Raw genomic sequence first — 26,244 nt, forward strand, 5'->3', positions numbered from 1 at the left:
CGGTCTCGAGCACCGTCTCGAGCACCACACGGACCAGCCCGGGAGCATGACGCGCCAGCGTCTTGGCGATCACCTCGGGATCAGTCGCGCAGACTCCACGCCACACCACATCGCCTTCGTCATCGAGCACGCAAATATGCGTGGCCTTGTCCCCAACATCCAATGCTGCGAAAATCTTCACCGGTCATCCTCCTGCTCTGGAGCGCCGAAAGGCGACTCCGCACCTAAGCAGGAGGATGGCTACCTCAATTACGCCACGTCGCCGTAATTGGCGGAATTGCCGGATGCCCTCACCGCGACGGCCGTGCGGGACGGCGACCTGGCGACGATCGCGCAGCCGCTCGATTCCTCGGCGTCAGTTATTACAACACCAACTTCATGCGCGTCAGCCCGCCGGGCAGCGCCCAGCCGATCGAGGAAGCGCCGCCGCCGGCAAAATTCGCGCGAACCGCGATGGGCTGGCCAGTCGATCCGCAGGGAATGACCGACCTGCTGCTGGGGTTACGCGATCGCTACGGCTCCGCCTTGCCCCCGATCGTGATCACGGAAAACGGGGCGGCCTTCACCGATAATGTCGTGCGGGGCGCGGTGCATGACGCTGACCGGATCGCGTTCCTCGACGCCCATATCCGCGCGGTCAGGAAGGCGATGGATGCCGGCATCGATGTGCGCGGTTATCTGGTCTGGTCGATCCTCGACAATTTCGAATGGGCCGACGGCTATGGACCACGCTTCGGCCTCGTCCGCGTCGATTACGCCACGCAACGGCGGACGCCGAAGGATTCGTATCGTTGGTATCGGAAGTTGATCGCGACGCGGGCGGACGCCGGAAAAAATATAGCGGAGATCGAGCGATAATAAGGCAATAAGCCCAGATCTTCGCACCAGCCTTGCCCTCGGCCTCGGCCAGCAAACCGTGGAGCGCGTAATAGCCGTCCTCAAAGAAAATCTGCTGCCGACGATTGCCGCGCTGTGTCACGTGATAGGGATAGTCGGCGGCACCAAGCGAGGAAGACGAGCCATATTGCTATCTTAGCGAGCTACTCAGCTCACGGCGGCCAACGGCCTCCAGTTTGAGGAATTTAACAATCCTTCACTGTAAAGCCATGTATTTCATATAATCTTTTATATAATTATTAGTCTCCTTGAATGAATATCCTAATAGATAGCAAGATATTGCTTCCTTTTCTAAGGACCAGCCATTCATTAATGTTTTAACAAGATTTTTGTAAGAATTGAATCTCCACTCCTCCCCTTCTAAAAAGAAGGCTGTATAAATCATACTTCTATTGTATTCGTTGTAATACAAGAAAAACTTTCTTTTGTGTATTCTTCCAGATTTGACGTATTTATCGAAATCCTGACCGTCAAATTCATCAAATATCTCTCCAGAAAATCGATGAAAAATAGAAAGAGGCTTGCTCCCATTGATCATGAGCTCAAGCTCTCGGCCGTTATGGCTCGATTCTAGCGTTGATCTCGAAATTGATACCGATTTAGACATCGACTGCTATTTCTCATCTTTTGGAGGCTTCTTCGCCGGAGGTGGAACTGGCGGCAGGGGCCTCGGTTTACCAGGTATGCGATCTCCGTTTCTACGTTTCGTATCGCACTGCGGGCACTCTGTAGTTTCGGTTACGCCACCGTGTCTGGCGTCGCATAACGGATTTGAACATCGGTATGGGCCACCACCGCTACGACGTCCTGCCATGACGAGATCAGCAGCAGATTTCTTATCGACCGGTGACGCCCTAGTTGGCGGACGAGAAATGGACAGGTTTGGCCTATCCTTGACCTCTCTCTGATTTACACTCGCCACATAGGTGACCCCTGCGATGATAAGAGCGGATCCCCCTGCAACCAGAATCGCACCTCCTCCAACGGCCGGTGCGACGATACTTTCCCCAGCAGCTTCCGAGGCCCCAATGAAAACGTCAACGGCACAATCCGCTACGCCGGTGCATCGTTCGCCGGTCGGGTCTGTTTTATTGACCGGATCGTTTGCGACATAGGCATAAAGGTTGACCTGATCCTCATACCCAATCGGATCAGTCTGCATGAAGCGCCCGATGGTGGGGCAGTAGAACCGGGCCTTGTAATACCAGCAGCCGACTTGCGGGATCCATATTTGTCCGGTGAAGCCGTACTTGCCGAATTGCGACCACGGGATGCCATATTCGTCGTAAGTGTTGATCGAGAGTAAAGTCCCTGCGGCGTTCACTACCGACACGATCGACCCCCGCTCATCCGCTTGCAGCGATCGCCGGTCGCTCAGGGTCGAGCCCTCATACCAGAACAGCGGATTGTCCGCGCCTGCGCCAAGCACATAGCGTTTCGACAGGACCGTGCCGTCATATTCGGCGATCCGCTGGTCGCCATCGTACAGGACCGTCTTCATCGCCGATCCCTGGACCGAACCATAATAGCGCCCGAGGGGGTCATAGAGCAGCGTCGCACCGGTACCGAACGTCGTCGCCACCATTCGGTTCTCAACATCGTACGTGTAGCTTGTGGCCCCGTCCGACGTGAGGTTGCCGTTATCGTCATAAGCGAACGTCGCGCTGCCCGCCGTCGCATATTGGTTGAGACCATTTGCCGCGTACGGCCGGCTAACGGTCACATAACCGGGCCAGGCATAGCTGGTGTTCGTCCGGGTGCGGCTGATCAACTGGCTGGCGGGACTATAGGATAGGGTCGTCGTGATGTCGTTAGTCGTGCCTCCGGGAAGATCGTCCGACAATGACGACAGCCGCCCGATGCCGTCATAGCCGAACGTTGTCGCCACGCCGCCGCGCGTCTCGCTACTTTCGAGGCCCACTGTATTGTACACCATCGTTGCGATCGCTGTTGTTCCGTTCTCCTTGACCGCCACCATACGGTCCAACCCGTCATAATCGTACGTCCAGTAATTGCCGTCAGGATGAGTGATCCGCATCTTGTTGCCGTCAGCGTCGTAGAGATAGCTCACCGAGCGACTTGCCCCGCCAATCGCCGTCGTCTGCGAGGAAAGCTGCCCAAACCCGTCAAACACATTGTCGACCGTATCGGCGCCCGTCGCCGAGCCGAAGCGCGCGAACTTCTGAAGGCCGCGCAGGTCATAACCGTAATAGACGTCGGCCGCGGTCCCGCCCGGGATGTCCTTGATCGTGTTGCGATCGAGCGCGTCGAACGCGTAGCGGATGACGTTGCCGTCGCGCTTCATCAGCTTGGCGCGGTTGCCGTTACGGTCGTAGGCGTATTTCTCGCAGTCGTCGCCGGCGGCCCTCGTTTCCGATGGACCGGCCACCGTATTGCCAAACGCGTCGGTCGCCTCCGCGATCGTCCCGATCGTGCACGCCGCCGAACTGCCGGTCGTCGCCTTCGACGGGAACGCCCAAGCGGCCAGCCGGTCGAACCCATCATAGGTATAGGTCGCAAGATTGCCGTTGGCGTCCTTCAGCGTCTTCTGCTTGCCGTTATCGGTATAGGTGTAAGTGACGTAATCCTGCTGCAGGCCGGCCACGCCATAGGCCTTGATGACCTTCAGCAATTGCCCGGCATCGTCGTAGACGTTCTTGGTGATGCGATCGGGACCGTAGGTGGCGCTGGTCGTCGCCATTGCGCACGCCGATGTCGGTAGAGCACCCCACGTCGCCGGATTCATCCGAACAGCGGTGCACTCAAGCTCGCCCGACGTGTCGTAGCTATATTGAGTGGCGCCGCTCTGGACCCAAGCCGAAGCGGTAGCATCCCAGCCCCAGCTCGTTTCCAGCACCTTGCGGTCGAGCGCGTCGTAGCTCGTCTCCGTCTTCGCGACCAAGGTGAACCCGGGCCACGACGCCGGCGCGACGGCTTCCGATTGCCAGCTCGCGAGTTCGCCCTTTTCGATTCGGATCAGTCGGCCGGCATCGTCATAGGTATTGCGGGTCGCCGCGTAATGGAGCGATCCGGCCCCGTCGGGATCGGGCGCGATCGAGCCCGTCACCCGCCGCGCCGCGTCGTATCGCGTTGCCGAGGTAAAAGCGGAGGGCGAGGCCTGCGCGCTCGCCGCCATCGGCAGGAGGATTGCCAGCGCGGCGGCGACTGCGGCCGCCCAGAGACGCCGCGCGCTCACGGGCACACCGTCAAGCCAGCGCGCGGCTTGGTCTCGCTGATCTTGTTGCCGAGCGCGTCATAGCCGAAGCAGGAGCGCAGCGTCGTGATCGTCCCGCCGACATCGGCGGTGACCGTCGTTCCCCTGAGTATCAGGGTGTTGGGTCCGCTATCCGGTCCATAATCATAGGCAGTCACCACCTCGTCCGCCGCGCCGCCGGCGCAATTGTCGGTCGAGAGGTTGGTTGCGGTCGACCTGCACGTCTTCTCGCTGGTCAGCAGATAGACACCATCGGTGTTCTGGGTGTAGCCTCCCGCGCCGTTGCTGGCCCACGCCTTGCGCAAGGTGTAGCCGTAGCGCTTGACCGCCGCGATCGACGTGCCCGCGCCGTTCACTGATACCGCGGGCTCGGTCTCTGTCAGAATGCCGCCATGGGTCGGATCGTAGGTATAGGTGGTTACATTCCCCTTGGCGTCGGTCGTTGAGGTTGGTTTGGCGCACGATGCCCGATGAGTGCAGTCATAGGTTGCGGAGGTGGTGACATCCGCCAGTCCGCTGCCCGACTTGGCTACCTTACGGATCTGCAGGATGTTCTGGTCGACATTGTCCCAAGTGTAATAGGTCTTGATGCCTTCTGGATCGAGCATCCACTGCAATTGGGTCACGTAGCAGCGATTATGATAGGTCGGGGGCAGGTTCGCCTCCGCATTCAAATCGCAATAATGAAACTTGGTCGTGCGGTTGAGCGGATCGGTAACGGTGACAGGTCCGCTGGTTTGTTGAAATTCGACCATCCCGACATTGGTCGGCGTGCACGGATAAAGGTGACAAACTCCCCCTGCGCCGGTGCCGGGCGTAACGGGGAAATCGAACACCACGCTGCTCGTGCGTCCATTGTTGTCGGTATAGCTGCCGCCGGCAACGCTGATCGGAACGCCGTCGACTTCTGGCGGGAAATTATAGGTGTAAGTATAGCTCCTCCCGTCGGCGAAGCTCTGATAGCCGACATTCTCTTGCGCCACGCCTTCGCTATTGGGTCGCACGTCGATATAGTTGGTCAGCCACGGTGCGCCGGCACCAGGTTTCTTGAACCCCATCGCCATGGCGGTTCCCGAAGTGGCATAAGTATATGACCAGGTCTTCCCGACCGCATCGATCACGCTAGCCAGCCGATCGCCATTATAGGACGTATAGCCGTAACTGACTGTTGCCGCCGCCCCAATCGGGCAGGACCCCGATGTCGGCATCGGCGCGAGCGCGAGATTGAGGACGCAGGCTTTCGACGCCAGATTCCAGTTGGCGCCCGTATATTCGAACAAGAGGGCGTAACCTCGCGAACTCTGCACCGTCTTGAGACGCGCGCGGTTCGTCCCGGTCGACTGCGTTTCGTAGGCCAGGGCGTATTTCGTGCCGTCCGCAAGAAGTATAGACGACGCGAAGGCGCAGGCGATCATCGCCGAACAATCGCTGTTTCCCGGCGATCTGAACACGATCTGCGTCCCATCACTCGCGGCATAAGTGTAGATGGCCGTGCCCGCATTGCGATCGCCGCTATACGTAAGGCCGCCCCAACCCGCCTTGGACTCGACGGAAAAGGGACTGGTTGACCCGGCCCGAAACGTCTGCGCGCGACCGCCGTAATAGATGCTGACCTGATAATCCTGTCCGGAGCCGTCGTAATAATTGCCTTGCTGAATATTGATACGCTTCTGGGTCAGCATGATGTCCCAGCTGTGGGAGAAGTTGGCGAAGGGATTGATATGCCCGTTAACCTGATATTCCAGGCTACGCGTCAGCGCCAACGTCCCGCCGCCATCCGCCGGCCCCGCGGAAAGATCAGTGCTCTTGTAGACATATTGGCCGGTTCGCATGTCGACGCCCCCCGGAGTGACCGCGTATTTCTCGGCGGGAACCGTTTTTAACGTTCCCGTGCCGTCTTGGGCCGACGCATTGGTCGTCATCAGGGCCGCAGTAAGAACCACGATGCATGCGACTAGGAATTTCATCTTTCCCCCGAAATTCAGCAAATCGTACCGACCCTTCCCCGACTGGGCTCAAGGCGTGGAGGTCGGGGTCGGCGTCGGCGTCGGACACACCGCGGGAGTGCTGGTCGCCACGTCATAACGCGTGCGATTGCCCGCCGCGTCAAAACATGTTCCCGTCTTGCGGCCATTGTTGGTTCCGCCCGCGATCGTCGAGCCCTGGAGCCGGCCCAAACCGTCATAGGAGTAGGTGGTCGTCTCCTGCGCCAAAGCGCTGCACGACATAATAGTCACGGCAGCGACCGATCCCCTCAGCCAAGATGCAATGCGGCTCATGGATGCTCCCTGTTCGAAGCTCGCAGAGAGCATAGTGGGCAAGTCCGGTGCAACCGGAGATGCATCCATTTTAGAGCAGGTTACTGGTTGACGCTCGCGAAATTGACCTCCGCAAAGTAGCCGAATCGCTCCCCAGGACGAGGAATGACGGGCCCGCGAGGGGGCGTGACGTTTGCACGAGCCGGTCCGCGCTGCGGCATTGCCTGGCCAACGCCAGGTTCAATCGTTCGATCTGGGGCCCGCCTGAAAAGTCACCCGCCCCCTCAAACCGCCTTCGCCAGCGCCTTCTTCAACCGCGCATGCGCCGACGCCTTGATCTGGCACACGCGTGCCGCTCCAACACCGAGCACATGCCCGATTTCCTCGAGGTTGAGTTCTTCGACATAATAAAGCTGCACCACCTGCGCCTCGCGCTCGGGCAACGCGGCGATCGCGCCAACCAGCGTCTCGCGCAGATCGGCTTCGGCGAGTTGCTCGAATGCGTCGGGCTCGTCGGACATGAACCAGGGGCCGTCGTCGGTATAGACTTCATCCAAGGAGTCGAACCGTACCGCTTCCGCGCTCGAATAATCGGCGCGCAGTTTCTCGACGCTGACGCCCAGTTTCTCGGCGACATCGGCCTCGGCGGGCGGCTTGCGGTCGACGGTCAAGGACGCGACCGTTTCCTGATATTGCTTGCGTCGGCGCATCGCGCCGCGAGTCAGGGTGGCCTGGCGGCGGAGCTGATCGATCATCGCGCCGCGCAGCCGCGTGGCGAGATATTGTTCGAACGTCACCTGGCCGCGATCCTCGAAGCCGTGGATCGCCTCGACCAACGCGACCAGGCCGATCTGGACCAGATCCTCGACCTCGCACACGCCTGAAATGCTGCCATGGACATGCCAGGCGATGCGGCGGACGAGCGGCGAATGCTTGCGCACCAAGGCGTCGATATCGGCGCCGGTGCGGCCATAGGTCAGCGGGCCGGGGATCGGTTGGGCGTTGGCGAACGCGCCCATCATCGGTTCCGCGCTCATGCCGCGAGCGCCTGGGGAGCGCCGATCACGGCGACGACTTCGACTGATTTCTCTTCAGGCACTTCGAAGAAACTCATCACTGGAGTGTCGGGGAGGCAGGTCTTGACCAGCTTGCGGATCGCGAGACGGATCGAGGGCTGGACGACGAGCGCGAAGGGTTTGGCTTCGGCGACAAGCGGTGCCGCCGCCTGGGTCAGCGCGTCGACGATGCGGCGGCCAAGATCGGGTTCGATCGTGTGGCGACGCGACGGGTCCGAGCGGACCGCCTGGCCGAGCAGCCCTTCGAGCTGCCCCTCCAGCGTCATCACGCGCAACGGCTCGTGGACGCCGCACAGTTTCTGGATGATCAGCCCGCCGAGATCGGGGCGGATCGCCTCGATAATCTCTTCGGCGTCGACCGTGCGCTGCGCGGCGACGGCGATGGCCGAGGCGATGCGGCGGAATTCCTTGAGGCTGATGCCTTCCGCCAGCAGGCCCTTGAGCACCTGGGTCAAGGTGGTCAGCGGCAGCGGCGCCGGGGTCAAAGCGGCGACCAGCTGCGGATTGCGCTCCTTCAGCCCCTCGAGCAGCTGCTGGACCTCGTCGGCGCCGAGCATGTCGGACGCGTTCTGGCCGAGCTGATGGTTGAGGTGCGTCGCGACCACGGTGCCGGCATCGACCACCAGATAGCCCTGGCCGGTCGCGGCATCGGCGTCGCCCGGCTGGATCCAGGTCGCGTCGAGCCCGAAGGTCGGGTCCTTGGCCTTCTTGCCGCGCAATTCGCCGACGCCCTGGCCGGTATCGAGCGCGAGCATCTCGTCGGCCGATGCCTGGTCCTCGGCGATGACGACGCCGCCGACGATGATGCGATAGGTGTAGGGCGCGAGGTTGATGTCGTCGCGGACGCGCACCTGCGGCACGACGAAGCCAAGGTCCTTGCTGAGCTGACGGCGGACACCGGTGATGCGACCCATCAGCGGCGCACCGCGACGCTCGTCGACCAGCGGCACCAGGCCATAGCCGATGTCGAGATGGATCTGCATGCCGTCGCTGACTTCGTCCCAGCCGATCTTCGACAGATCGGGAGCAGGCGCGGCGGGCGCGGGCGGCGGCGGGCGATGCGCGATCTGGCGCAGTTTCCACGCGGCGAATCCGGCGATCACGGCAGCCGAGAGCAGCACCAGATGCGGCATGCCGGGCAGCACGCCGAGCAGGCCGAGGATGCCCGCGACCGGGGTCCAGGTGCGCGCCGAGCCGAACTGGGTGCCGATCTGGCCGGCCAAATCCTGGCTCGAGGTGACGCGGGTGACGATCGCGGCGGCGGCGATCGAAAGCATGAGCGAGGGCAGCTGCGCGACCAGCGCGTCGCCGATCGCCAGCAGAATGTAGTTATGCGCCGCGTCGCTGATCGACATGCCGTGGCTGACCGGCCCCAGGATCAGGCCGCCGATGATGTTGGCGAACAAGATCAGCAGGCCGGCGACCGCGTCGCCCTTCACGAACTTGGACGAACCATCCATCGATCCGTAGAAATCGGCCTCGGTCGACACTTCGATGCGGCGCGCCTTGGCTTCGTCGGGCGTGATCAGGCCGGCATTGAGATCGGCGTCGATCGCCATCTGCTTGCCGGGCAAGGCGTCCAGGGTGAAGCGCGCCGACACTTCGGACACGCGCCCCGCGCCCTTGGTCACCACGATCAGGTTGATGATCACCAGGATCGAGAAGACGAAGATGCCGACGACATAGTCGCCACCGATCAGGAACGATCCGAACGCCTCGATGACATGGCCGGCCGCGCTCTCGCCCTCATGGCCATGGACCAAGACGACGCGGGTCGAGGCGACGTTGAGGCCGAGGCGGAACAGGGTCGCGAACAACAAAACGGTCGGGAAGGCGGAGAAATCGAGCGGCTTTTGCGCGTTCAACGCGACCATCAGCACCGCGAGGCTGATCGCGATGTTGGTGACGAAGAAGATGTCGAGCATGGCGGCCGGGATCGGCACCACCATCAAGACGACGAGCAGCAGGATGGCGCCCGGCAGGGCGGCGTTGCGGACGTTGCCGGCGAGGAGATTCTTCAGGACAGGCGGCACGCGTTACGCTCCCAGGCTCGCAAGCATCAGATAGGCCAGCCGCGCATTGTCAGGCGTCGGCCGGAGAAGGTTGACCGCGCTGGCGGAATTGGCGGGATCGGTCGGCGCGCCGGTCGAGGCCTGCGCGCCGTTGACGCGCATCAGCGCCGCCTTGGCCCAGGCCGCGGCGCTGCCGCTGGTATCCGCCGATCCGGTGATGACCTGCGCGTCGCCCAGCCCGGTGCCCAGCCCAGTGACCGAGGCGAGCGAGGCGAAATTCGCCTTGGCGGTCTCGAACGCGCTGATGCCATAGGCCTTGGCGAACGCGGTCGCGCCCGATCCGTCGAGCGCATCGGAGGCCAGGCTGGTCGCGCCGACCTTGGCCGCGCCCTTGTCGAGCTTGGCGGCGAAGCGCTGATAGATGTCGCTCAGGCTACGGGCGTTGCCGCCGGCGTCGTAGAAGATCGAGCGGTTGGCGCGGGCGGCGGCCGGGAACATCGCCGCGCCCGATGCGCCGGGATTGCTCTGCATCGTCTGGAGGAACGACTTGGCGCCGGCCAGGCCGAGGAAATGCGCCATATAGAGGTCGGTGCCGGTGGCGCCGCGGCCAAGCGAGCTTTCGAGCGACGCCTGATTGTCCGCGGCGAATTCGGCGGCCATCGTGGCGGAGACTTCGGGATTGTTGCGCAGGTTGAGGATCGCGCTCTTCATCTGCGGATCGCTCACCACCCAGCGGTTGCCCGAGCGGGTGATCGCGTTCGACGCCCAGCCCAGGCCGTTTTCGGCGCCGTGCTGCTTGACGATGCCGAGCCAGGATTGGTCGATGAATTGGTAAAGCCCGGTGGCCGACGAGGTGCCGGCGCGCGCGCCCGGGTTCAGCCCGCTCTCAAGCTGGGCCTGACCGAGCAGATAGTCGAAATCCATGCCGGTCGAGCGACTCGCATTCGCGATCGCCGTCCTGACGCGGTCGACATTTCCGGTAAGTGCTACGACGCCGCCCATGGGGTTTGGCTGAATGCTCCCTGTTACGGGGAACACTCAGCAAGCAGCGTGCCAGTTTAGGTTAAACTCCCCTCCCGCTCGCGGGAGGGGTTGGGGGAGGGCGTGTCGAAACAGCGCCGCCCCCCGAGAAACATGCCCTCCCCTAGCCCCTCCCGCAGGCGGGAGGGGAATTAGAAGACCATCAGATTTCGTTGAATAAAATTACGCGTACGCCGCGAGATGCCCGTTGGCGCGGTAGCCACCGGCAGCGTCACCGGCAAGAATTTGCAGGCGGCGACGGACATTTGCCGCCAACAGGTTGCAATAGATCCGCGCGGTCTCGTTCAGCCGCTGTGCTTCCTCGGCGAGTTCGCGCACACCGGGTTCCAGCATACCGCCGTCGATCGCCGCCAAGTCGTTGAGCGCGGCCAGCTTGGCATTGGTCGCCTTGTCCAACGCGTCGACGTCGTTCGACTTCATCGCCGCAATCTCGGCGTGAAGCAGGTCGATTACCTTGATCAGGCCATCACGCCGCGTCATCGATCCATTCCCCCCTTAACGACAACATCCGGTCCGCGACCTTCTGCGGGTCGGGCTGGAAGCTGCCATCGGCGATCGCCCGGCGGAACCGGTCGACGCGGTCCGCATCCACCGGTGGCTTGGCGGCGAGTTCCTGCGCCAGCTGACCGACCGGGTGCGACGCCTGCATCTGCTGCTCGGGCGTGGCGATGGCCGACGCGATTTTCGCGGCGGCCGCCGCTCCGAGCACCGGAGCGATACGGGCATTGGGCGTTGAGCCCTTCGGTCCGATCGAGTCCACCATTGTCCACCCTGAAGCGTATCTGGATCATCGAACGTCCGCCTGCCCAAATTCTTTAGAAAAAATTATTCCGCGCCGGGAATCATCGCTTTGCCCGGCTCGACCGCAATCGCCTGGATCGGCGGCTTGCCGTCCTGGACGCGGATCAGCACGCGCGCGCCGGCCGCCGCGTCGGTCGTGGCGATACCGTCGCGCGTCACCGAAAAGCCGCCATCGCCCGCGACCACCGTCACCGGATCGCCGCGCTTGATGACGATCGCCGCCTTGGCCGCGACGACGGGCGCCGCCGCTGTCGGCGTCGCGGCAGGCACGGGCCGTGCCGGCATCATCACGGGCACGAAGATGCGCCATTGCGGATCGGTGCAAGTCACCACGACCGAATCATGGCTGTCGGTGCGCCAATTGAGCGAGACCATCGGACAGGTCGCAAGTTTCAGCCGCGTGTCGACCGCGGTGCGTGCACCGCCGGACTCCCCGATCGCATGGCCGGTGAAGCCCGCGACCGCTTTGTCGATCAGCGTGGTGCTCTGGAAAGTCTGCGCGGCGGCGGGGCTCGCTGCGAGCATCAGTGCGATGAAGAATGGAGTGCGAGTCATGGGTTGTTCCTGACGGGATCGCCGGTGAAGCTCATCGTCACCAGCGCGATGCGGCGGCCGGTTCCCGGCGTCGCGATCATGATACGGTCGGCGGCAACGCCGTGCGCGATCAGCCAGCTGGCGGTGGCGCGGGCACGGTCGCTGGCCAGGATCTGGGCGCTGCCGGTCGTCGGGTCGCTATCGGCCTTCGTCCCCTCCGCACTGCCGGCGATCCGCAAGGTGACGCGCGGATCGCGCAGGCTTTCCATCGCGAAGTCGAGCAGGCCATCGGTGATGACGATCCTGGCTGAACCGGGCGCGAACCCCGCGGCGGCGGAAGCGAGCGGGATCGGGTCGGTGGGGGTGGACATCGCAGCGGTCGTCGCCGGCTTGCCGCCGAACCCCTCGCGCAATCCCCTGGCCAGTGCCTGGCGATCGGTCGCCTGGACGAGCACGAAGAAGCCGACCAGCAACAAGGCGAGATCGGCCAAGGTCCATAGCCAGAGCGGCCGCGCGGGCGGCGGATCGAGCAGATCGGTCTCGCTCATAGCACCGCCGGCGAGAAGCTGGTGGGCGCCTTGACGCGCCCCTTTTCGGCCAGCGCGGCGAGCGGTGCGACGAGCCGTGTACGCTCTTCGGCTTCGGCGCGCGCACGGCGGCGCAGGCGCACCGCGACCGGCATCGCGATCAGATTGGCGACCAGCGCTCCATAGAGCGTCGCGAGCAAGGCGACCGCCATTCCCGCGCCGATCGCGGCCGGGTCGGTCATCGCCCAGAACATCTTCACCAGGCCGACCAGTGTGCCGACCATGCCCATGGCCGGCGCGACCTCGGCAGCGCCTGCCCACATGTCGGCGGCGGCGGCATGGCGCAGGATGCGCGCGCGGCGGCGTTCGTCGAGCTGGCGCATGATCTCGTCGGGCGTCGCGCCGTCAACGATCCCGGCAACCGCCGCGGCAACGTCGTGGTCGGCAATCACCGAGCGATCGAGCGCGTGCATGCCGTGACGGCGCGCGATCCGGCCGAGCGCGGCGATCTGGTCGACCAAAGGCGTCGCGTCGAATGGTTTCCGCGCCAGCACACCGAGTGCGGCAACACCGCGCCCGACATCGCCGAGCGAGGTCCGCAACAAGGTCGCGACCACAGTGCCGCCGGCGACAATGCCGATTGCGGCAGGGTCGAGGAAAGCGCCGAGCGTGATGGGATCCGTCGTCATATGCGCGATGTACTGCAAGCATGGTGCCAGTTTGACCCGTCAGACTCCCCTCCCTGCAAGGGAGGGGTCGGGGGTGGGTGCGAGCGCAGCGAGCTTCTGCCCGTGCGGTAGGAGGAAATTCCCTCCGCTCAAGCCGTCTCGCGCCCGACCCACCCCTAACCCCTCCCTGGCCAGGGAGGGGAATGGGAAGCGGCAAACCGGCAATCCACCTTGCCGTTCCCGGCAAGCTTTTGCCGTTTTGGCCGCTCTCCCTCGGCAAAACCGGCCCAACCGCCTCCCGGACGGCAATTGGCACGCCCCTTGCTGACCTATCGCGCAGGATTTCACGCGAGGTGACGGCAATGGCCGACAACACTCTGTTCGGGATACATGGGGCGGCGCTCGAAGTGCGCGGTCAGCGCATGGGCGTGCTTGCCTCCAATATCGCGAACGCCTCGACCCCCGGGTTCAAGGCGCGCGACATCGACTTTCAGCAGGCACTGTCCTCGGCGACCGGCTCGGGCAGGCTGACCGACACCGGGCTCGCGGGCGCGACGAAATATCGCGTGCCGCTGCAGCCCAGCCTCGACGGCAATACGGTCGACCTGTCGACCGAGCAGACCGCCTTTGCCGAGAACGCCGTCCAGTATCAGACGACCTTGTCTTTCCTGAACGGGCGGATCGGCCAGATCACCCGCGCGCTGAGGGGCGAATAATCATGGGCAACGGACCGCTCACGATCTTCCAGGTCTCGGGCCGCGCGATGAGCGCGCAGCTCGTGCGTATGAATACAACAGCCTCCAACCTGGCCAATGCCGGGTCGGTCGCGAGTTCGGCCGACACTGCTTATCGCACGATCAAGCCGGTGTTCCGCACCAGCTTCGACAAGGCATCGGGCATGTCGACGGTCGACGTCGAAAGCGTCGTCACTGCCGGCGAGACCCCGACGAAACGCTACGACCCCGCCAATCCGATGGCCGACAAGGACGGCAATGTCTGGGAATCGGCGGTCGATGAGACCCGCGAACTGGTCGACATGATGGAGACCAGCCGCAGCTACCAGAACAATGTCGAAGTCATGCAGACCGCCAAGTCGCTGATCCTCGATACCCTCAAGCTTGGGAAATAAGAGATGACCTCGACCTTCGATACCACGCTCGCCAATATCGGCATCGGACGGACCGGCGCATCGACGCCGACGGTCGCGCCGGCCGGATCCGGGCAAACGCTCGGTCAGGCCGATTTCCTGAAGCTGATGACCGCGCAGATGCAGAACCAGGACCCGTTCAACCCGGTCGATAATACCCAGATGGTTGCGCAGATGGCGCAATTCTCGTCGCTGTCAGGCATCTCGCAGATGAACACGACGCTGCAGTCGATCGCCGACAAGCTGACCGGCACCTCGGCCAACGACGCGCTTGCCTATGTCGGCAAGACCGTGCTGACCCAAGGCGATACCGCGTTCGGCCGCACTACCGGCGGCATTGCCGGTGCGGTCGATGTCGACAGCGCCGCGAGCGACCTCAAGGTCACGATCCAGGACCAGGATGGCAACACGCTCAAGACCCTCGACCTCGGCGCGCAGACCAAAGGCACGGTCAATTTCGACTGGGACGGCAAGACCGAGGCCGGCACCGACGCCGGCGCGGGCCCGTTCAAGGTCGTCAGCAACGCCAATGCCAATGGCGCCACGGTCGCCACCCACACTTTGGTCTGGGCACCGGTCACCTCGGTCTCGATGCCCAGCTCGGGCAGCCCCGTCCTCAACGTCGCCGGGATCGGCAACGTCGACCTCTCCGCCGTTCGCCAGATCGGCTGATCCAAATAAACTCCCAAGGAGCCTGAACCATGTCCTTTTACACGTCGCTTTCCGGCCTCACCGCCGCCCAGACCCAGATGTCGACGATCTCGCACAACCTCGCCAACGTCGACACCAACGGCTTCAAGAAGAGCGTCACCGAATTCGCCGACGTCATCGCCTCGAGCGTCAACCTGTCGCCGACGATGATGGTCGGCGCCGGCACGATGGTGAAGGGCAACGTCCAGCAATTCAGCCAGGGCAATTTCATCCAGTCGGCATCCGCGCTCGATCTCGCCATTTCGGGTGACGGCTTCTTCGCGATCAAGCCGCAGCTCAACGGGTCGAACGTCAATTACACTCGCAACGGCGGCTTCAAGGTCGACCCCGACCATTATGTCACCGACGCCCAGGGCGATTATCTCCAGGTCTATCCGGTCGACGGATCGGGCGCGGTCGTCGCGAGCGGGCTCGACCAGGCCATCAGCCTGCAGCTGCCGGCCACCAGCGGCACGCCCAGCCCGACCCAGAATGTCGGCATGACGGTCAATATGCCGTCGAGCGCCGCGGTGCCGACCACCGCGACTTTCGATCGCTTCGATCCGTCGAGCTACAATCAATCGGCGCAGACCACCGTCTATGACTCGGCGGGCAATCCGCAGACCATGACCACCTATTTCAAGCGCGAGACGACCGGTGCGCCATCGACCTGGTCGGCCTATAGCTTCATCGGCGACAAGCCGCTGACCGCGGGCGGGTCGGACCATATCACCATGTCGTTCGATGCGACCGGTGCGATGACCGCGCCGACCGGCGCTACGACGTTCGATCCGGTCACCCCGACGGGCGCCACTGCGGCGCAGTCGATCAACTTCACCCTGGGCGCTGCGAGCGCACAGTCGCCGACGGCGTTCAACATCACCTCGCGCAGCGCCGACGGCGCCGCGATCGGCCAGCTCCAGGGCGTCACGGTCGACGGCGACGGCATGGTCAAGGCCAGCTTCTCGAACGGCGACGTCAAGTCGCTGGGCAAGGTCGTCTTGGCGAACTTCACCAACCCGGCCGGCCTTCGTCAGCTGGGCGACTCGACCTGGGCGGCGACCGGTGTGTCGGGCGCGCCGGTGGTCGGTTCGCCGGGCAGCGACGGCTTCGGCAATCTGATGTCGTCGACGATCGAACGGTCGAACGTCGACATCACCGAGGAACTGGTCAGCCTGATCGCGGCGCAGCGCAACTTCCAGGCGAATGCCAAGGCGCTCGATACGGCCAGCCAGATTTCCGAGACGATCTTCAACATCCGCAGCTGATGATCGAGGCATTGGGGGCTAAAGCATGGACAAGCTGATCTATACCGCGGCGTCGGGGCTGAAGAGCCACATGGCGGCGCAGGCGGCGATCGCCAACAATATGGCGAATGCGTCGACGATCGGCTTCCGGGCCGAGAAGGTCAATTTCAACAGCCTGCTGCTCAAGGGCGCGGGCTTCGACAGCCGCCAGCCGGCGTCGGAGAACATAACCGATTTCGACCGCAGCGCCGGCGCCGTCACCACCACCGGGCGCAACCTCGATATTGCCATTCCGGGTGACCAGTGGATGGCGGTTCAGGCGAATGATGGTAGTGAGGGCTATACGCGCCGCGGCGATCTAAGCATCTCTGCGACGGGCGTTTTGGAAACCGGCGACGGTTTCCCGGTGATGGGGTCGGGGGGCCCCATCACCGTGCCGCCCGCGACTTCGGTCTCGATCGCGCAGGATGGGACGATCTCGATCATCCCGGTCGGCGGCGACGCCAAGAACCCGCAGGTTATCGACCGCATCAAATTCGCCAGCGCGCAAGGATCGCAGACCAGCAAGGGTCTCGACAATCTGATCCACGTGCAGGGCGGCGGTATCCTGCCGACCGACGAGAATGCCAAGTGCATCTCGGGCGCACTCGAACAATCGAACGTCAACATGACGCAGTCGCTGGTCGACATGATCGAGAACCAGCGCAGCTACGAAGTACAGGCCAATTTGATGAAATCGGCCAAGGACATGGACGAAAGCGCCGCATCCGTGATGCGGATGCCGAGCTAAGGAGTAGAATGAGATGAGCAGCGCAGCGATGCACATCGCCCGCACCGGCCTGGACGCCCAGGACATGCGGATGCGGGTGATCTCGAACAACCTGGCCAACGTCAATACGACGGGGTTCAAGAAGGACCGCGCGTCGTTCGCGACGCTGTCCTATCAGACGGTGACCGCCGCCGGCGCGCAATCGTCGAGCGACAGCAAATACGCCACCGGGCTCAACCTCGGCACCGGCGTGCGCATCCAGGGCACGTCGCGGATGGAAACCCAGGGAACGATGCAGCAGACCGGCAACGCGCTCGATCTGGCGCTCGACGGCGACGGCTATTTCCAGGTGCAGCTGCCCGGCGGCCAGCTCGGCTATACCCGCTCGGGCAATTTCTCGCGATCGCCCGAAGGCCTCTTGGTCACCAACGAAGGCTATCAGGTGATGCCCGGCATCACCGTGCCCGAGGGTGCGACCCAGATCACCGTCGGCACCGACGGCACCGTGTCGGCGACGATCGCCGGCCAGACCGAACCTGCCCAGCTCGGCCAGCTTCAGGTCGCGAACTTCCCCAATGCCGCCGGGCTGCAGTCAAAGGGCGACAATTACATGCTCGAGACCGCGTCGTCGGGCGCCGCCAATCTCGGCGTGCCGGGCGAAGATGGTCGCGGCACCGTCCGCCAGGGCATGCTCGAGGCGTCGAACGTCAATGTCGTCGAGGAACTGGTCGACATGATCGAATGCCAGCGCGCCTACGAGGTCAATTCCAAGATGATCTCGGCCACCGACGACATGCTCAAATACGTCAATCAGAACCTCTGATGCGCATCGTCACCACCATCGCCCTCGGCACCGCCGCGATCGGGCTCGCTCTGTCGGCCGGCGCGCCCGCCGAGGCGCGCCTGTTCGGCAAGAAGAAGCCGGCCGAGGATTATTCCGCCGCCCCGCCAGTGGCACCGCCGTCGGCGCCCGCCAACGGATCGATCTTCCAGCCGCAGAACGGCTATGCCGCGCTGTATGAAGGCTCGGTGGCGAGGAAGGTCGGCGATCCGCTGACCATCGTCCTGGTCGAGAACACCCAGGCGTCGAAATCCTCGTCCTCCAAGCTCGATTCGGGCGGCGGGTTCAGCCTGACCCCGCCGAGCACTGGCGCGCTGTCGTTGTTCAAGCCCAGCGACGCATCGGTCAGCGGCGCGCGCAACTTCAACGGCAAGGGCACCGCCGACCAGTCGAACTCGCTGTCGGGCGAAGTCTCGGTCACGGTCGTCGCGGTCTATCCCAACAACACCATGCTGGTGCAGGGGCAGAAGCGCGTCACGCTCAACCGCGGCGACGAGTTTGTCCAGATCAAGGGCCTCGTCCGCTTCGCGGATATCAGCGCCGACAATCGTGTGCTGTCGACCCGCGTCGCCGATGCCCGCATCGCCTATACCGGCAAGGGCGACGTCGCTCGCGCCGGCCGCCAGGGCTGGCTCGGCCGCTTCTTCTCGGTGATCAGCCCGTTTTGATGGTTAGCGTCCTCTTAACCATCTCCATGCGACATGCCGACCTAATCGAATGATTGGATAAACTCCCATGCTGCGTGCCCTGCTCGTCTTCCTGACTCTGATGACCGGTTTCGCCGCGACCCCGGCCGCCGCCGATCGCGTCAAGGACCTGGGCGGATTCCAGGGCATCCGCAGCAACCAGCTGACCGGTTACGGCATCGTCGTCGGTCTGGCCGGCACGGGCGACGACAATCTCGAATATACCATGCAATCGATGAAGGCGGTCGCGTCGCGCTTCGGCCTGCAGCTGCCCGCCGGCGTCAATCCCGGCCTCAAGAACGCCGCGGTAGTGATGATCACCGCCGAATTGCCGGCCTTCGCCAAGCCCGGTCAACGGATCGACATCACCGTCGCGTCAATGGGCAAGGCCAAGTCGCTGCGCGGCGGCGCCTTGATCATGACCCCGCTGATGGGTGCCGACGGCCAGATCTATGCGATGGCGCAGGGCAACCTCGCGGTCGGTGGCCTGGGCATTGAGGGCAAGGACGGATCGTCGGTCGTCGTCAACGTCCCCTCGACCGGCCGTATCCCCGAAGGCGCCACGGTCGAACGCACGGTCGATACCGGGTTCGAAACCGCGCCGACGCTCGTCTTCAACCTCGCCCGCGCCGATTTCACGACCGCGCAGAATGTCGCCACCGCGATCAACGCGCGGTTCGGCGGCGGCGTCGCCGACGCGGTCGACGGCGTGTCGATCAAGGTCAACGCCCCTGCCGGCGCCGATGTCCGCGCGACGATGATGAGCGAGATCGAGAACCTGACTGTCACCTCGGCCGACCCACCCGCGCGCGTGATCGTCAATGCCCGGACCGGTACGGTCGTGATCAATTCAACCGTCCGCGTCGGCGCCGCCGCGATCACGCATGGCAAGCTGACCGTCCGCATCGACGAGAAGCAGACCGTGGTCCAGCCCGCCCCGTTCAGCCAGGGCCAGACCGCCAACGAACAGAAATCCGGCGTCAGTGTCGAGGAAGAGAAGCGTCCGATGTTCCTGATGAACCCGGGACCCAAGCTGGCCGATATCGTCAAGGCGGTGAACGCGATCGGCGCCACGCCGTCGGACCTCGTAGCGATCCTCGAGGCGCTCAAGGAAGCGGGTGCGCTCAAAGCGGACCTGATCATCCTGTGACCGATATTCCTTCACCGACCCAGCCCTTGGCCCAGCCGACGGCGGGCATCTCGACCGACACCAGCCGGCTGACGTCGCGTGCCAATCTTAAAAAGGCCGGCCAGCAGTTCGAATCGGTGTTCATCGGGATGATGCTGAAGTCGATGCGCCAGGCCAATCTGGGCGACGGATTGTTCGACTCCAAGAATTCGGAGACCTTTCGCGACATGCAGGACAAGCAAGTCGCGGAGAGCATGGCCGCGCATCAGCCGATCGGCATCGGCAAGGCGATGACCGAGTTCCTCGCGAAATCGCAAAAGGCGCTGCAGGATGCAGCGGCCGCCTCAGCCACATCGGCGGCGTCCCCCGCACCGGCCACGCCTGACGCAGGAACCACGTCATGAGCGACATGCTGTCGATCGGCGCGAGCGGGCTCAAGGCCTATCAGGTCGCGCTCAACACCGTGTCGGAGAATATCTCCAACGCCGGCACGGTTGGCTATTCGCGCCGCACCGCGTCGACCTCCGAGGTGGCCGCGGTCGGCAAGAACACGTCGCTCAACGGCATGGGCTCGCTGGTTACCGGGATCGTCCGCGCCGGCGATTTCTACGCCGCGGCCCAGGTTCGCACCGCGGGTTCCGACCTGGCGCGGACCGAGACCAGCGTCACCTGGCTCGACCGCATCGAATCGAGCCTCGACGGCAATCAGCTGAGCACCCGACTGTCGGACTTCTTCACCGCCTCGACCACGCTCGCCGCCGATCCGACATCGCTGGGCGCGCGCGCCTCGATGCTCGAAGCCGCGTCCGGCGTCGCCAGCGCGTTTTCGAGTACCGGCAAGGCGCTCGATCAGGTTGCCCAGGATCTCGACGGCACCGCGCGCTCGTCGGTCGAATCGCTCAATTCCGCAACTGCCACGCTCGCCCGGATCAATGACGGCCTCAGTCGCGCCGCCGCCGGCACTGCGGGCGCCGCGGCGTTGCTCGACCAGCGCGACCAGGTGCTCGAACAGATGAGCGCGCTGACCGACATCTCGGTCGACTTCGATGCGATCGGCCGCGCCACCGTGCATGGCGGCGGCAGCGCCGGCCCCGTCCTGGTCTCCGGCGCGCAGGCCGCGACGGTCATCTACACCTCCAATTCGGCCGGCGCGGTGTCGTTCAATGTGCTCAACGGCGCCGCGCAACAGAGTCTCGCCCCGAGCGGCGGCGCGCTGGCGGGCGTGGTCGATTCGATGCAGCGGGTGGTCGACGCCAAGAGCCAACTTCAGGCCGTGGCCCAGGATTTTGCCACTGGGGTCAACACGGTCCAGGCCGGCGGGCGCGACCTCGACGGCAATCCCGGCCAGCCGCTGTTCGCGCTCGGCACTGGCGGTACCGCCGACATGATGGTCACCCTCGACGACCCGCGCGGCATCGCCGCGGCAGCGGTCGGCGGCGGGACTCGCGACAACACCAACCTCACGGCACTCGCCGCGCTGCGCACGTCTGCCGGTTACGAGAATCGCATCGTCGACATGACGACCGCCAATGCCGCGACCCTGTCGCAGCGCAAGGCGGTGGCCGCGGCGCAGAACACGATCCACAGCAACGCCGTCGCGGCGCGCGATAGCGCTTCCGGCGTCAATCTCGACAGCGAGGCGGTCGACCTGATGCGCTTCCAGCAGGCCTATGCGGCGACCAGCCGCGTCATCCAGGTCGCGCGCGAAACGATGCAGACGATCCTCGATATCAGGTAGCCCCGATGCAGATCTCGACCAACCAATTCTACGCGTTCAACCAACAGAATATGCAGTCGCTGACCACGACCGCGGATCAATTGCAGACGCAGATTGCGACGACCAAGCGGATCAACGCGCCATCCGACGACGCGGTGTCCTGGCGGCGGCTGCAGAGCCTCGCGCGCGATGGCGCCGACGACCTCGCTTATGGCGGCAATTTGACGCTCGCCGGCACGACCTTGAGCCAGGCCGACAGCACGCTGAGCTCGATCACCGACGCGCTCCAGCAAGCCAAGGAGCTCGCGGTCAAGGCGAACAGTGGTACGCTGTCGCCAAGCGATCGCGTGGCGATCGCCGACCAGCTCGACGCCATCGTCACCAATCTGGTCAGCTATGCCAACGTCAAGGATTCGCGCGGCGCCGCGGTGTTCGCCAATGGCGACGCCGATGCCGTGACCAGGAATGCCGATGGCACGTTCAGCTTCGCGGCCACCGGCCCGACATCGATCCCGGTCGGCGCCAACGAGTCGATCCAGCCCGGCGATTCGGCCGCGCGCGTGTTCGTCGATTCGAGCGGCGGCAACATTCTCTCCACCATTTCCTCGCTCTCGGCCGCACTCAGGGGCTCCGGTAACGTCTCGACCATCGCCGGCGCGACCGGCGACGCGCTGCAGGCAGCCAACGACCAGGCGGCGAGCGTCCAGGCCGGGCTCGGCGCTCGCGCAGCGCGAGTCGATCTGGAAACCTCGCGACTCAAGGATATCGCCACCAATCGCGAAGCGGCCCGATCGGCGCTCGAGGACACCGACGTCACCGCGACGATCACCAATTTGCAGAAGACGATGACGGTCTTGCAGGCGACCCAGGCGAGCTTCACCAAGCTCGCCAGCATGTCGCTGTTCGACTTCCTGAAATAAGTCCGGCGGCGCCACCCTCCGCAGCCGCTCCAGCGATGCTGCGGAGGGTGGCGCCGCACCCGGTTCAGCTCCGCTGAATCGACAAACCGCAACGTCCTTAACCGGTTGGCTACGAAAAGCCGGTTAACCATCGATCGAACCGGTCGTTATCCGGTTAGGCCGTGATTGCAGGGGGTAAGTAGAGCTAAGATGTTTCCGGCAATCGGCCTCGTTGTCCTACTGGCGATGGTCTTCGGCGGGTTCGTCTTCACCGGCGGCGCGCTGGGGCCCGTGCTCGAGGCCATTCCCCACGAAATGCTCATCATCGGCGGCGCCGGGGCCGGCGCGCTGATCATCGGCAACTCGCCCAAGGAGCTGAAAGGCCTGGGCAGCGGCATCATGAAAGTGATGAAGGGGCCGAAATACAAGAAACAGGATTATCTCGACGTCATCTTCCTCGTCTCAAAGCTGATGAAGATGCTGCGGATGGACGGGCCGATCGCGCTCGAACCGCATGTCGAGGACCCCAAATCGTCGGCGATCTTCGCCGAATATCCCCGCCTGCTCGCCGACCACACCTTGGTCAATCTGATCGCGGACACGTTGCGCCTCGTCGTCGTTTCGTCGGGCACGCTTGACGTCCACGCGGTCGAGGAAGTGATGGATAACGCGATCAAGACCCACCACCACGAAGTCGAGGGGCCGCAGGGGACGCTGCAGAACCTGGCCGACGCGCTGCCCGCTTTGGGTATCGTCGCGGCGGTGCTCGGCGTCGTGAAGACGATGGGCTCGATCGACAAGCCGCCCGCGATCCTGGGCGCGATGATCGGCTCGGCGCTGGTCGGTACCTTCCTGGGCGTGTTGCTTGCCTATGGCATGGTCGGCCCGTTGGCGACGCGCCTCAAGCAGATCATCGAAGCCGACGCCGCGATCTATCACGTCGTCAAGCAGATCATCATCGCCTCGCTGCACGGTCACCCGCAGCCGCTGGTGATCGAGGCCGCGCGCTCGGGCATCGCGCATTCCAACCAGCCGGCCTTCGCCGAGGTCTTCGATGGCCTCCGCGGGCGTTGAGTTATGACTGACGGTGCCGGCCCGCTCCCCCACCCGACCGCCGACGATCGTACCCTGATTGGGCGGTCGTCGGGGTCCCCGCAAAGTAATACTTTGCGGGGCGCCCCGTGTGGGGAAGCGGGCTGGCGCCGCCACCGCGCCGGAGGCGCAGAATAATGGCCGCGCGCGCTCCTCACGGTAGCAACCAGCCACCCAAGATCATCGTCAAGAAGATCTATATCGAGGCCCATGGCGCGCATCATGGCGGCGCCTGGAAGGTCGCCTATGCCGACTTCGTGACCGCGATGATGGCGTTCTTCCTATTGCTGTGGATCCTCGGCGCGACGACCGAGAAGCAGCGCAGGGGCATCGCCGACTATTTCTCCCCGACCCTGGTCAACATGAAGGAGAATAGCGCGGGGTCGAACGGCATGTTCGGCGGATCGTCGATCACCGACAAGGACAATTACCCGCACAAGGCCTCGCAGACCGGCACCAAGTCGCTGACCATTCCCGTCGGCGCGACCGGCGGATCCAATATCGGCTCGGGCGAAAAGGGCTCGCTCAAGGCACGGCTGACCGCCGAGGATCAAAAGAATTTCCAGGACATGAAACGCAAGCTCGAACAGGCGATGAAGTCGCCTGCTTTCGCCAAGCTGGCGAGCCATGTGAAATTCGTCCAGACCCGCGACGGCTTGCGCATCGACCTGGTCGACGACGCCGATTATTCGATGTTCTCGCTCGGCACGACCCAGCTCGTGCCGGAAGCAAGCAACCTGATCGGGATGATCGCGGGATCCGTCAAGGCGATGGAAAATCCGATCATGATCCGCGGCCACACCGACAATCTGGCCTATGGCAACCCGCTGGCGATGAACAACTGGATGCTGTCGACCGGCCGCGCCGAAGCGACGCGCCGCCGGCTCGCGACGGGTGGCCTGGACGAGGATCGCTTCAATCGCATCGAGGGCGTCGCCGACCGCGAGCCGATGATCGAGAACAACCCCGCCGACCCGCGCAACCGCCGCGTGTCGATCACCTTGCTCTATCGCGCCGGGTCGTTCGACGACGGCGGCCGCACTAGCATTCCGACAGGGCCGGGAGCGCTCAGCAAATAGCCGCTCCGGGGCAGGACACGGCAAGAGTGCGAAGTGCGACGGCCCCGATTGCCAGGGGCGGCGGTTGCGATATGCATCGTTGTTCCCCGGAGAATGACGATGCTGCTTAGCGCTGTGGCCCTGCTTCTCGCCGAAACCTCCAGACCCTATTCGCCACAACGCGCCCATGGACGATATACGAGCCAGAATTATGCGCTCGCTTTCCCATCGCTGCGCGAAACCTGGACATGCCCAATTCCGGCCGACTGGACAGGAACGGACCATGGGACGATCCTTTTCCTCACTCCGCCTCGCCGGTGTTACGGCATCGGTTTCCCGTCGATCGCACGTGGTTTCGAACCTGGCGCGACGCCGCGTATCGAGGTCTATTACGACAGGACATTCATCGACGACGGTATTCGCCCGCTAACCGCAAGATCGTGCCGCCAGGTCGCGACCATGCGCCTGTTCGGCAGCGAGCGCCCGGTCTGCGCCATGAAGGCAAAGGCTGGGCTGAAGATCGTCAGAATCGCCTCGCTCTACCGTCAAAAAGAATATGAGGTAGAGCTGACGCTCGTGACCACCCCGGCCCGGTACCGACGTGATTTCGCTAGGTTGCGGCGTCTCGCGTCCGTCATTGGGACCTGCGACCAGAATCGCGACAAGGGTCCCGGTGCGTGTACCGGCATCTACTGAGGCACGGCCGCATGGCAGTGCGCAATCCGGTCGTGCACATGACGAATGCGACGGCCATTGCCGAGCGCACCGGCGCACCTTAGCCTTGTCCCATGCTGTCCTTCCTCCTGTTCGCCGCGGCGAGCGCTGCGCAACCCGTCGCTTCGGTTCGTGTCACGTTCGACCGCAAGGGCGAGACCTCCGCGCGCGCCGAGGGGTTCGCCGATCCCGCGGTCAATCGCGGCGTAACGCCGGACGACCCGGTGCGGATCGCCTCGATCTCCAAGCTGGTGACGGCAATCGGGGTGATGCGATTGGTCGAGCAGGGCAAGCTCGATCTCGACTCGGACGTATCCAAGTGGCTCGGTTACACCTTTCGCAATCCGGCTTTCCCGGACACACCGATCACACTCCGCTTGCTGCTGTCGCATCGCTCGAGCCTGACCGACACGATCGACTATGTCCTGCCGCTCGACGGCGACATGCGCGCGACCTTGGCCAATCCCAAGGCCTGGGATGCCGAGCACGCCCCGGGCACCTTCTTCCGCTACACCAATTTCAACTTCCCCGTGGTCGGCGCGGTGATGGAGCGTGCGACCGGCGAGCGGTTCGACCGCCTGATGGACCGGCTGGTGATCAAGCCGCTGCGGCTCAGGGCCTGCTATCAATGGGATACGTGCGACGATGCGACGATAGCGCATGGCGTGGTGCTGTTCCGCGGCGGCCAGGTGACGCGCGACGACAATCACGGCAAGCGCCCCGTCTGCCCAGTCACACCGGCGACCGACGGCAGCTGCGACCTCTCGCGCTGGAAGGCGGGCGCCAATGGCGCGATGTTCGCGCCGCAATCGGGGCTGCACATCTCGGCGCGTGGGCTCGAACGGATCGGGCGGATGCTGCTCGGTAACGGCAAGGTCGACGGTGTGCGGCTGCTCTCGGCCGCCTCGGTCAAGCTGATGGAGACGCCGGCCTGGACCTATGACGGCAAGAACGGCGACATCGGCGACGGCTGGGTGTGCAGTTATGGCCTCGGCATGTTCGTAATTCCGACGCCGCAAGCGGGGTGCCGCGACGATCCGTTCGGCGACGGCAAGCGGCGGTTCGGGCATCTTGGCGACGCTTATGGTCTCAAATCCGGATTGTGGGTCGATCCCGCCAGCGGCACCGGCGTGGCCTATTTCGCGACTGACGTGCCGGCCGACAAGGGTATGCACTCGAGCTATACCATCACCGAGGAATCGCTAGCCCATCCTTGACGCCGACTGC

General features: G+C 64.0%; 28 protein-coding genes and 1 pseudogene. 16 read left to right on the plus strand and 13 right to left on the minus strand.

Features of this window, described 5'->3' with window-relative positions:
* Positions 1–181 (minus strand): annotated as a pseudogene (locus tag AC1DRD_RS18230) (IS110 family RNA-guided transposase); the annotation flags it as partial.
* Positions 182–276: 95 nt separating this feature from the next.
* Between AC1DRD_RS18230 and AC1DRD_RS18235 the strand changes: the two are divergent.
* A complete protein-coding gene (locus tag AC1DRD_RS18235; protein WP_478042661.1) occupies positions 277–858 on the plus strand; it encodes a family 1 glycosylhydrolase in 582 nt (193 codons plus the stop codon).
* Between the two features lie 235 nt (positions 859–1,093).
* On the opposite strand, the gene AC1DRD_RS18240 is transcribed toward AC1DRD_RS18235, so the two are convergent.
* The 12 genes from AC1DRD_RS18240 to AC1DRD_RS18295 form a co-directional block, all read right to left on the minus strand.
* Positions 1,094–1,504, minus strand: coding sequence for a hypothetical protein (locus AC1DRD_RS18240; protein WP_478042483.1), 411 nt, complete (start codon positions 1,502–1,504; stop codon positions 1,094–1,096).
* Between the two features lie 6 nt (positions 1,505–1,510).
* On the minus strand, positions 1,511–4,093 hold the full coding sequence (locus tag AC1DRD_RS18245; protein WP_478042484.1) for an RHS repeat domain-containing protein: 2,583 nt from the start codon (positions 4,091–4,093) through the stop codon (positions 1,511–1,513).
* Positions 4,090–6,033 carry a hypothetical protein gene (locus AC1DRD_RS18250; protein WP_478042486.1) on the minus strand — a complete coding sequence of 648 codons (1,944 nt, stop codon included), beginning with the start codon at positions 6,031–6,033 and terminating at the stop codon, positions 4,090–4,092. Before AC1DRD_RS18250 ends, AC1DRD_RS18245 begins: the two co-directional genes overlap by 4 nt.
* A 93-nt stretch (positions 6,034–6,126) precedes the next feature.
* A complete protein-coding gene (locus AC1DRD_RS18255) occupies positions 6,127–6,390 on the minus strand; it encodes a hypothetical protein (protein WP_478042488.1) in 264 nt (87 codons plus the stop codon).
* A 263-nt stretch (positions 6,391–6,653) separates the two neighbouring features.
* A complete protein-coding gene (locus tag AC1DRD_RS18260; RefSeq protein WP_478042489.1) occupies positions 6,654–7,406 on the minus strand; it encodes a sigma-70 family RNA polymerase sigma factor in 753 nt (250 codons plus the stop codon).
* Positions 7,403–9,478 carry a flagellar biosynthesis protein FlhA gene (flhA, locus tag AC1DRD_RS18265; RefSeq protein WP_478042490.1) on the minus strand — a complete coding sequence of 692 codons (2,076 nt, stop codon included), beginning with the start codon at positions 9,476–9,478 and terminating at the stop codon, positions 7,403–7,405. The genes AC1DRD_RS18260 and flhA overlap by 4 nt, the downstream gene beginning before the upstream one ends.
* Before the next feature lie 3 nt (positions 9,479–9,481).
* A complete protein-coding gene (locus AC1DRD_RS18270; RefSeq protein WP_478042491.1) occupies positions 9,482–10,459 on the minus strand; it encodes a lytic transglycosylase domain-containing protein in 978 nt (325 codons plus the stop codon).
* 201 nt (positions 10,460–10,660) lie between these two features.
* Positions 10,661–10,978, minus strand: a complete 318-nt coding sequence (locus tag AC1DRD_RS18275; protein ID WP_478042492.1) for a flagellar protein FlgN — start codon at positions 10,976–10,978, stop codon at positions 10,661–10,663.
* On the minus strand, positions 10,965–11,261 hold the full coding sequence (gene flgM, locus AC1DRD_RS18280) for a flagellar biosynthesis anti-sigma factor FlgM (RefSeq protein WP_478042493.1): 297 nt from the start codon (positions 11,259–11,261) through the stop codon (positions 10,965–10,967). The genes AC1DRD_RS18275 and flgM overlap by 14 nt, the downstream gene beginning before the upstream one ends.
* 62 nt (positions 11,262–11,323) lie before the next feature.
* The gene (locus AC1DRD_RS18285; RefSeq protein ID WP_478042495.1) at positions 11,324–11,854 is read right to left on the minus strand and encodes a flagella basal body P-ring formation protein FlgA; all 531 of its coding nucleotides are present in this window, start codon (positions 11,852–11,854) and stop codon (positions 11,324–11,326) included.
* Complete coding sequence (locus AC1DRD_RS18290) at positions 11,851–12,381, minus strand: OmpA family protein (protein ID WP_478042497.1); 531 nt, start codon at positions 12,379–12,381, stop codon at positions 11,851–11,853. Before AC1DRD_RS18290 ends, AC1DRD_RS18285 begins: the two co-directional genes overlap by 4 nt.
* Positions 12,378–13,049, minus strand: coding sequence for a motility protein A (locus AC1DRD_RS18295; protein ID WP_478042499.1), 672 nt, complete (start codon positions 13,047–13,049; stop codon positions 12,378–12,380). The genes AC1DRD_RS18290 and AC1DRD_RS18295 overlap by 4 nt, the downstream gene beginning before the upstream one ends.
* A gap of 341 nt (positions 13,050–13,390) precedes the next feature.
* On the opposite strand from AC1DRD_RS18295, the gene flgB reads away from it, so the two are divergent.
* The 15 genes from flgB (at position 13,391) to AC1DRD_RS18370 (ending at position 26,234) form a co-directional block, all read left to right on the plus strand.
* Positions 13,391–13,744, plus strand: coding sequence for a flagellar basal body rod protein FlgB (gene flgB, locus AC1DRD_RS18300; protein ID WP_478042500.1), 354 nt, complete (start codon positions 13,391–13,393; stop codon positions 13,742–13,744).
* Between the two features lie 2 nt (positions 13,745–13,746).
* Positions 13,747–14,157 carry a flagellar basal body rod protein FlgC gene (gene flgC, locus AC1DRD_RS18305; RefSeq protein WP_478042501.1) on the plus strand — a complete coding sequence of 137 codons (411 nt, stop codon included), beginning with the start codon at positions 13,747–13,749 and terminating at the stop codon, positions 14,155–14,157.
* Between the two features lie 3 nt (positions 14,158–14,160).
* A complete protein-coding gene (locus AC1DRD_RS18310) occupies positions 14,161–14,847 on the plus strand; it encodes a flagellar hook assembly protein FlgD (protein ID WP_478042503.1) in 687 nt (228 codons plus the stop codon).
* A gap of 29 nt (positions 14,848–14,876) precedes the next feature.
* Positions 14,877–16,133 (plus strand): flagellar hook protein FlgE, encoded by a 1,257-nt coding sequence (locus tag AC1DRD_RS18315; RefSeq protein WP_478042504.1) that lies wholly within the window; start codon positions 14,877–14,879, stop codon positions 16,131–16,133.
* A gap of 25 nt (positions 16,134–16,158) precedes the next feature.
* Complete coding sequence (gene flgF / locus AC1DRD_RS18320; protein WP_478030758.1) at positions 16,159–16,902, plus strand: flagellar basal-body rod protein FlgF; 744 nt, start codon at positions 16,159–16,161, stop codon at positions 16,900–16,902.
* A gap of 13 nt (positions 16,903–16,915) precedes the next feature.
* Positions 16,916–17,704 carry a flagellar basal-body rod protein FlgG gene (gene flgG, locus AC1DRD_RS18325; protein WP_478030759.1) on the plus strand — a complete coding sequence of 263 codons (789 nt, stop codon included), beginning with the start codon at positions 16,916–16,918 and terminating at the stop codon, positions 17,702–17,704.
* A complete protein-coding gene (locus AC1DRD_RS18330; RefSeq protein WP_478030761.1) occupies positions 17,704–18,390 on the plus strand; it encodes a flagellar basal body L-ring protein FlgH in 687 nt (228 codons plus the stop codon). Before flgG ends, AC1DRD_RS18330 begins: the two co-directional genes overlap by 1 nt.
* Before the next feature lie 67 nt (positions 18,391–18,457).
* Entirely contained in the window at positions 18,458–19,558 is a 1,101-nt protein-coding gene (locus AC1DRD_RS18335) for a flagellar basal body P-ring protein FlgI (protein ID WP_478030762.1), read from the plus strand.
* Entirely contained in the window at positions 19,555–19,941 is a 387-nt protein-coding gene (locus tag AC1DRD_RS18340) for a rod-binding protein (protein WP_478042506.1), read from the plus strand. Before AC1DRD_RS18335 ends, AC1DRD_RS18340 begins: the two co-directional genes overlap by 4 nt.
* Complete coding sequence (flgK, locus tag AC1DRD_RS18345; RefSeq protein ID WP_478042507.1) at positions 19,938–21,275, plus strand: flagellar hook-associated protein FlgK; 1,338 nt, start codon at positions 19,938–19,940, stop codon at positions 21,273–21,275. Before AC1DRD_RS18340 ends, flgK begins: the two co-directional genes overlap by 4 nt.
* A 5-nt stretch (positions 21,276–21,280) precedes the next feature.
* Positions 21,281–22,174 carry a flagellin N-terminal helical domain-containing protein gene (locus tag AC1DRD_RS18350; protein ID WP_478042508.1) on the plus strand — a complete coding sequence of 298 codons (894 nt, stop codon included), beginning with the start codon at positions 21,281–21,283 and terminating at the stop codon, positions 22,172–22,174.
* Between the two features lie 189 nt (positions 22,175–22,363).
* Complete coding sequence (motA, locus tag AC1DRD_RS18355; protein ID WP_478030768.1) at positions 22,364–23,227, plus strand: flagellar motor stator protein MotA; 864 nt, start codon at positions 22,364–22,366, stop codon at positions 23,225–23,227.
* A 155-nt stretch (positions 23,228–23,382) separates the two neighbouring features.
* Positions 23,383–24,324: a flagellar motor protein MotB gene (locus AC1DRD_RS18360; RefSeq protein WP_478042510.1), complete on the plus strand. Its 942-nt coding sequence runs from the start codon at positions 23,383–23,385 to the stop codon at positions 24,322–24,324.
* A 99-nt stretch (positions 24,325–24,423) separates the two neighbouring features.
* Positions 24,424–24,999 carry a hypothetical protein gene (locus tag AC1DRD_RS18365; RefSeq protein WP_478042511.1) on the plus strand — a complete coding sequence of 192 codons (576 nt, stop codon included), beginning with the start codon at positions 24,424–24,426 and terminating at the stop codon, positions 24,997–24,999.
* 92 nt (positions 25,000–25,091) lie between these two features.
* A complete protein-coding gene (locus AC1DRD_RS18370) occupies positions 25,092–26,234 on the plus strand; it encodes a serine hydrolase domain-containing protein (RefSeq protein ID WP_478042512.1) in 1,143 nt (380 codons plus the stop codon).
* The last annotated feature ends 10 nt before the right edge of the window (positions 26,235–26,244 follow it).

Source organism: Sphingomonas sp. P4_G2, assembly GCF_056401155.1.

Bases quoted from the DNA above. Each gene is read 5' to 3' on its own strand.
- AC1DRD_RS18290 (WP_478042497.1), bottom strand. From the start codon at position 12,381: ATGAGCGAGACCGATCTGCTCGATCCGCCGCCCGCGCGGCCGCTCTGG.
- AC1DRD_RS18270 (WP_478042491.1), bottom strand. From the start codon at position 10,459: ATGGGCGGCGTCGTAGCACTTACCGGAAATGTCGACCGCGTCAGGACG.
- flgF (WP_478030758.1), top strand. From the start codon at position 16,159: ATGGACAAGCTGATCTATACCGCGGCGTCGGGGCTGAAGAGCCACATG.
- flgK (WP_478042507.1), top strand. From the start codon at position 19,938: ATGAGCGACATGCTGTCGATCGGCGCGAGCGGGCTCAAGGCCTATCAG.
- AC1DRD_RS18365 (WP_478042511.1), top strand. From the start codon at position 24,424: ATGCTGCTTAGCGCTGTGGCCCTGCTTCTCGCCGAAACCTCCAGACCC.
- AC1DRD_RS18275 (WP_478042492.1), bottom strand. From the start codon at position 10,978: ATGACGCGGCGTGATGGCCTGATCAAGGTAATCGACCTGCTTCACGCC.
- AC1DRD_RS18240 (WP_478042483.1), bottom strand. From the start codon at position 1,504: ATGTCTAAATCGGTATCAATTTCGAGATCAACGCTAGAATCGAGCCAT.
- flgG (WP_478030759.1), top strand. From the start codon at position 16,916: ATGAGCAGCGCAGCGATGCACATCGCCCGCACCGGCCTGGACGCCCAG.
- AC1DRD_RS18370 (WP_478042512.1), top strand. From the start codon at position 25,092: ATGCTGTCCTTCCTCCTGTTCGCCGCGGCGAGCGCTGCGCAACCCGTC.
- motA (WP_478030768.1), top strand. From the start codon at position 22,364: ATGTTTCCGGCAATCGGCCTCGTTGTCCTACTGGCGATGGTCTTCGGC.
- AC1DRD_RS18360 (WP_478042510.1), top strand. From the start codon at position 23,383: ATGGCCGCGCGCGCTCCTCACGGTAGCAACCAGCCACCCAAGATCATC.
- flgC (WP_478042501.1), top strand. From the start codon at position 13,747: ATGGGCAACGGACCGCTCACGATCTTCCAGGTCTCGGGCCGCGCGATG.
- AC1DRD_RS18260 (WP_478042489.1), bottom strand. From the start codon at position 7,406: ATGAGCGCGGAACCGATGATGGGCGCGTTCGCCAACGCCCAACCGATC.
- AC1DRD_RS18255 (WP_478042488.1), bottom strand. From the start codon at position 6,390: ATGAGCCGCATTGCATCTTGGCTGAGGGGATCGGTCGCTGCCGTGACT.
- AC1DRD_RS18330 (WP_478030761.1), top strand. From the start codon at position 17,704: ATGCGCATCGTCACCACCATCGCCCTCGGCACCGCCGCGATCGGGCTC.
- AC1DRD_RS18350 (WP_478042508.1), top strand. From the start codon at position 21,281: ATGCAGATCTCGACCAACCAATTCTACGCGTTCAACCAACAGAATATG.
- AC1DRD_RS18250 (WP_478042486.1), bottom strand. From the start codon at position 6,033: ATGACGACCAATGCGTCGGCCCAAGACGGCACGGGAACGTTAAAAACG.
- AC1DRD_RS18315 (WP_478042504.1), top strand. From the start codon at position 14,877: ATGTCCTTTTACACGTCGCTTTCCGGCCTCACCGCCGCCCAGACCCAG.
- AC1DRD_RS18295 (WP_478042499.1), bottom strand. From the start codon at position 13,049: ATGACGACGGATCCCATCACGCTCGGCGCTTTCCTCGACCCTGCCGCA.
- flgB (WP_478042500.1), top strand. From the start codon at position 13,391: ATGGCCGACAACACTCTGTTCGGGATACATGGGGCGGCGCTCGAAGTG.
- flgM (WP_478042493.1), bottom strand. From the start codon at position 11,261: ATGGTGGACTCGATCGGACCGAAGGGCTCAACGCCCAATGCCCGTATC.
- AC1DRD_RS18285 (WP_478042495.1), bottom strand. From the start codon at position 11,854: ATGACTCGCACTCCATTCTTCATCGCACTGATGCTCGCAGCGAGCCCC.
- AC1DRD_RS18335 (WP_478030762.1), top strand. From the start codon at position 18,458: ATGCTGCGTGCCCTGCTCGTCTTCCTGACTCTGATGACCGGTTTCGCC.
- AC1DRD_RS18310 (WP_478042503.1), top strand. From the start codon at position 14,161: ATGACCTCGACCTTCGATACCACGCTCGCCAATATCGGCATCGGACGG.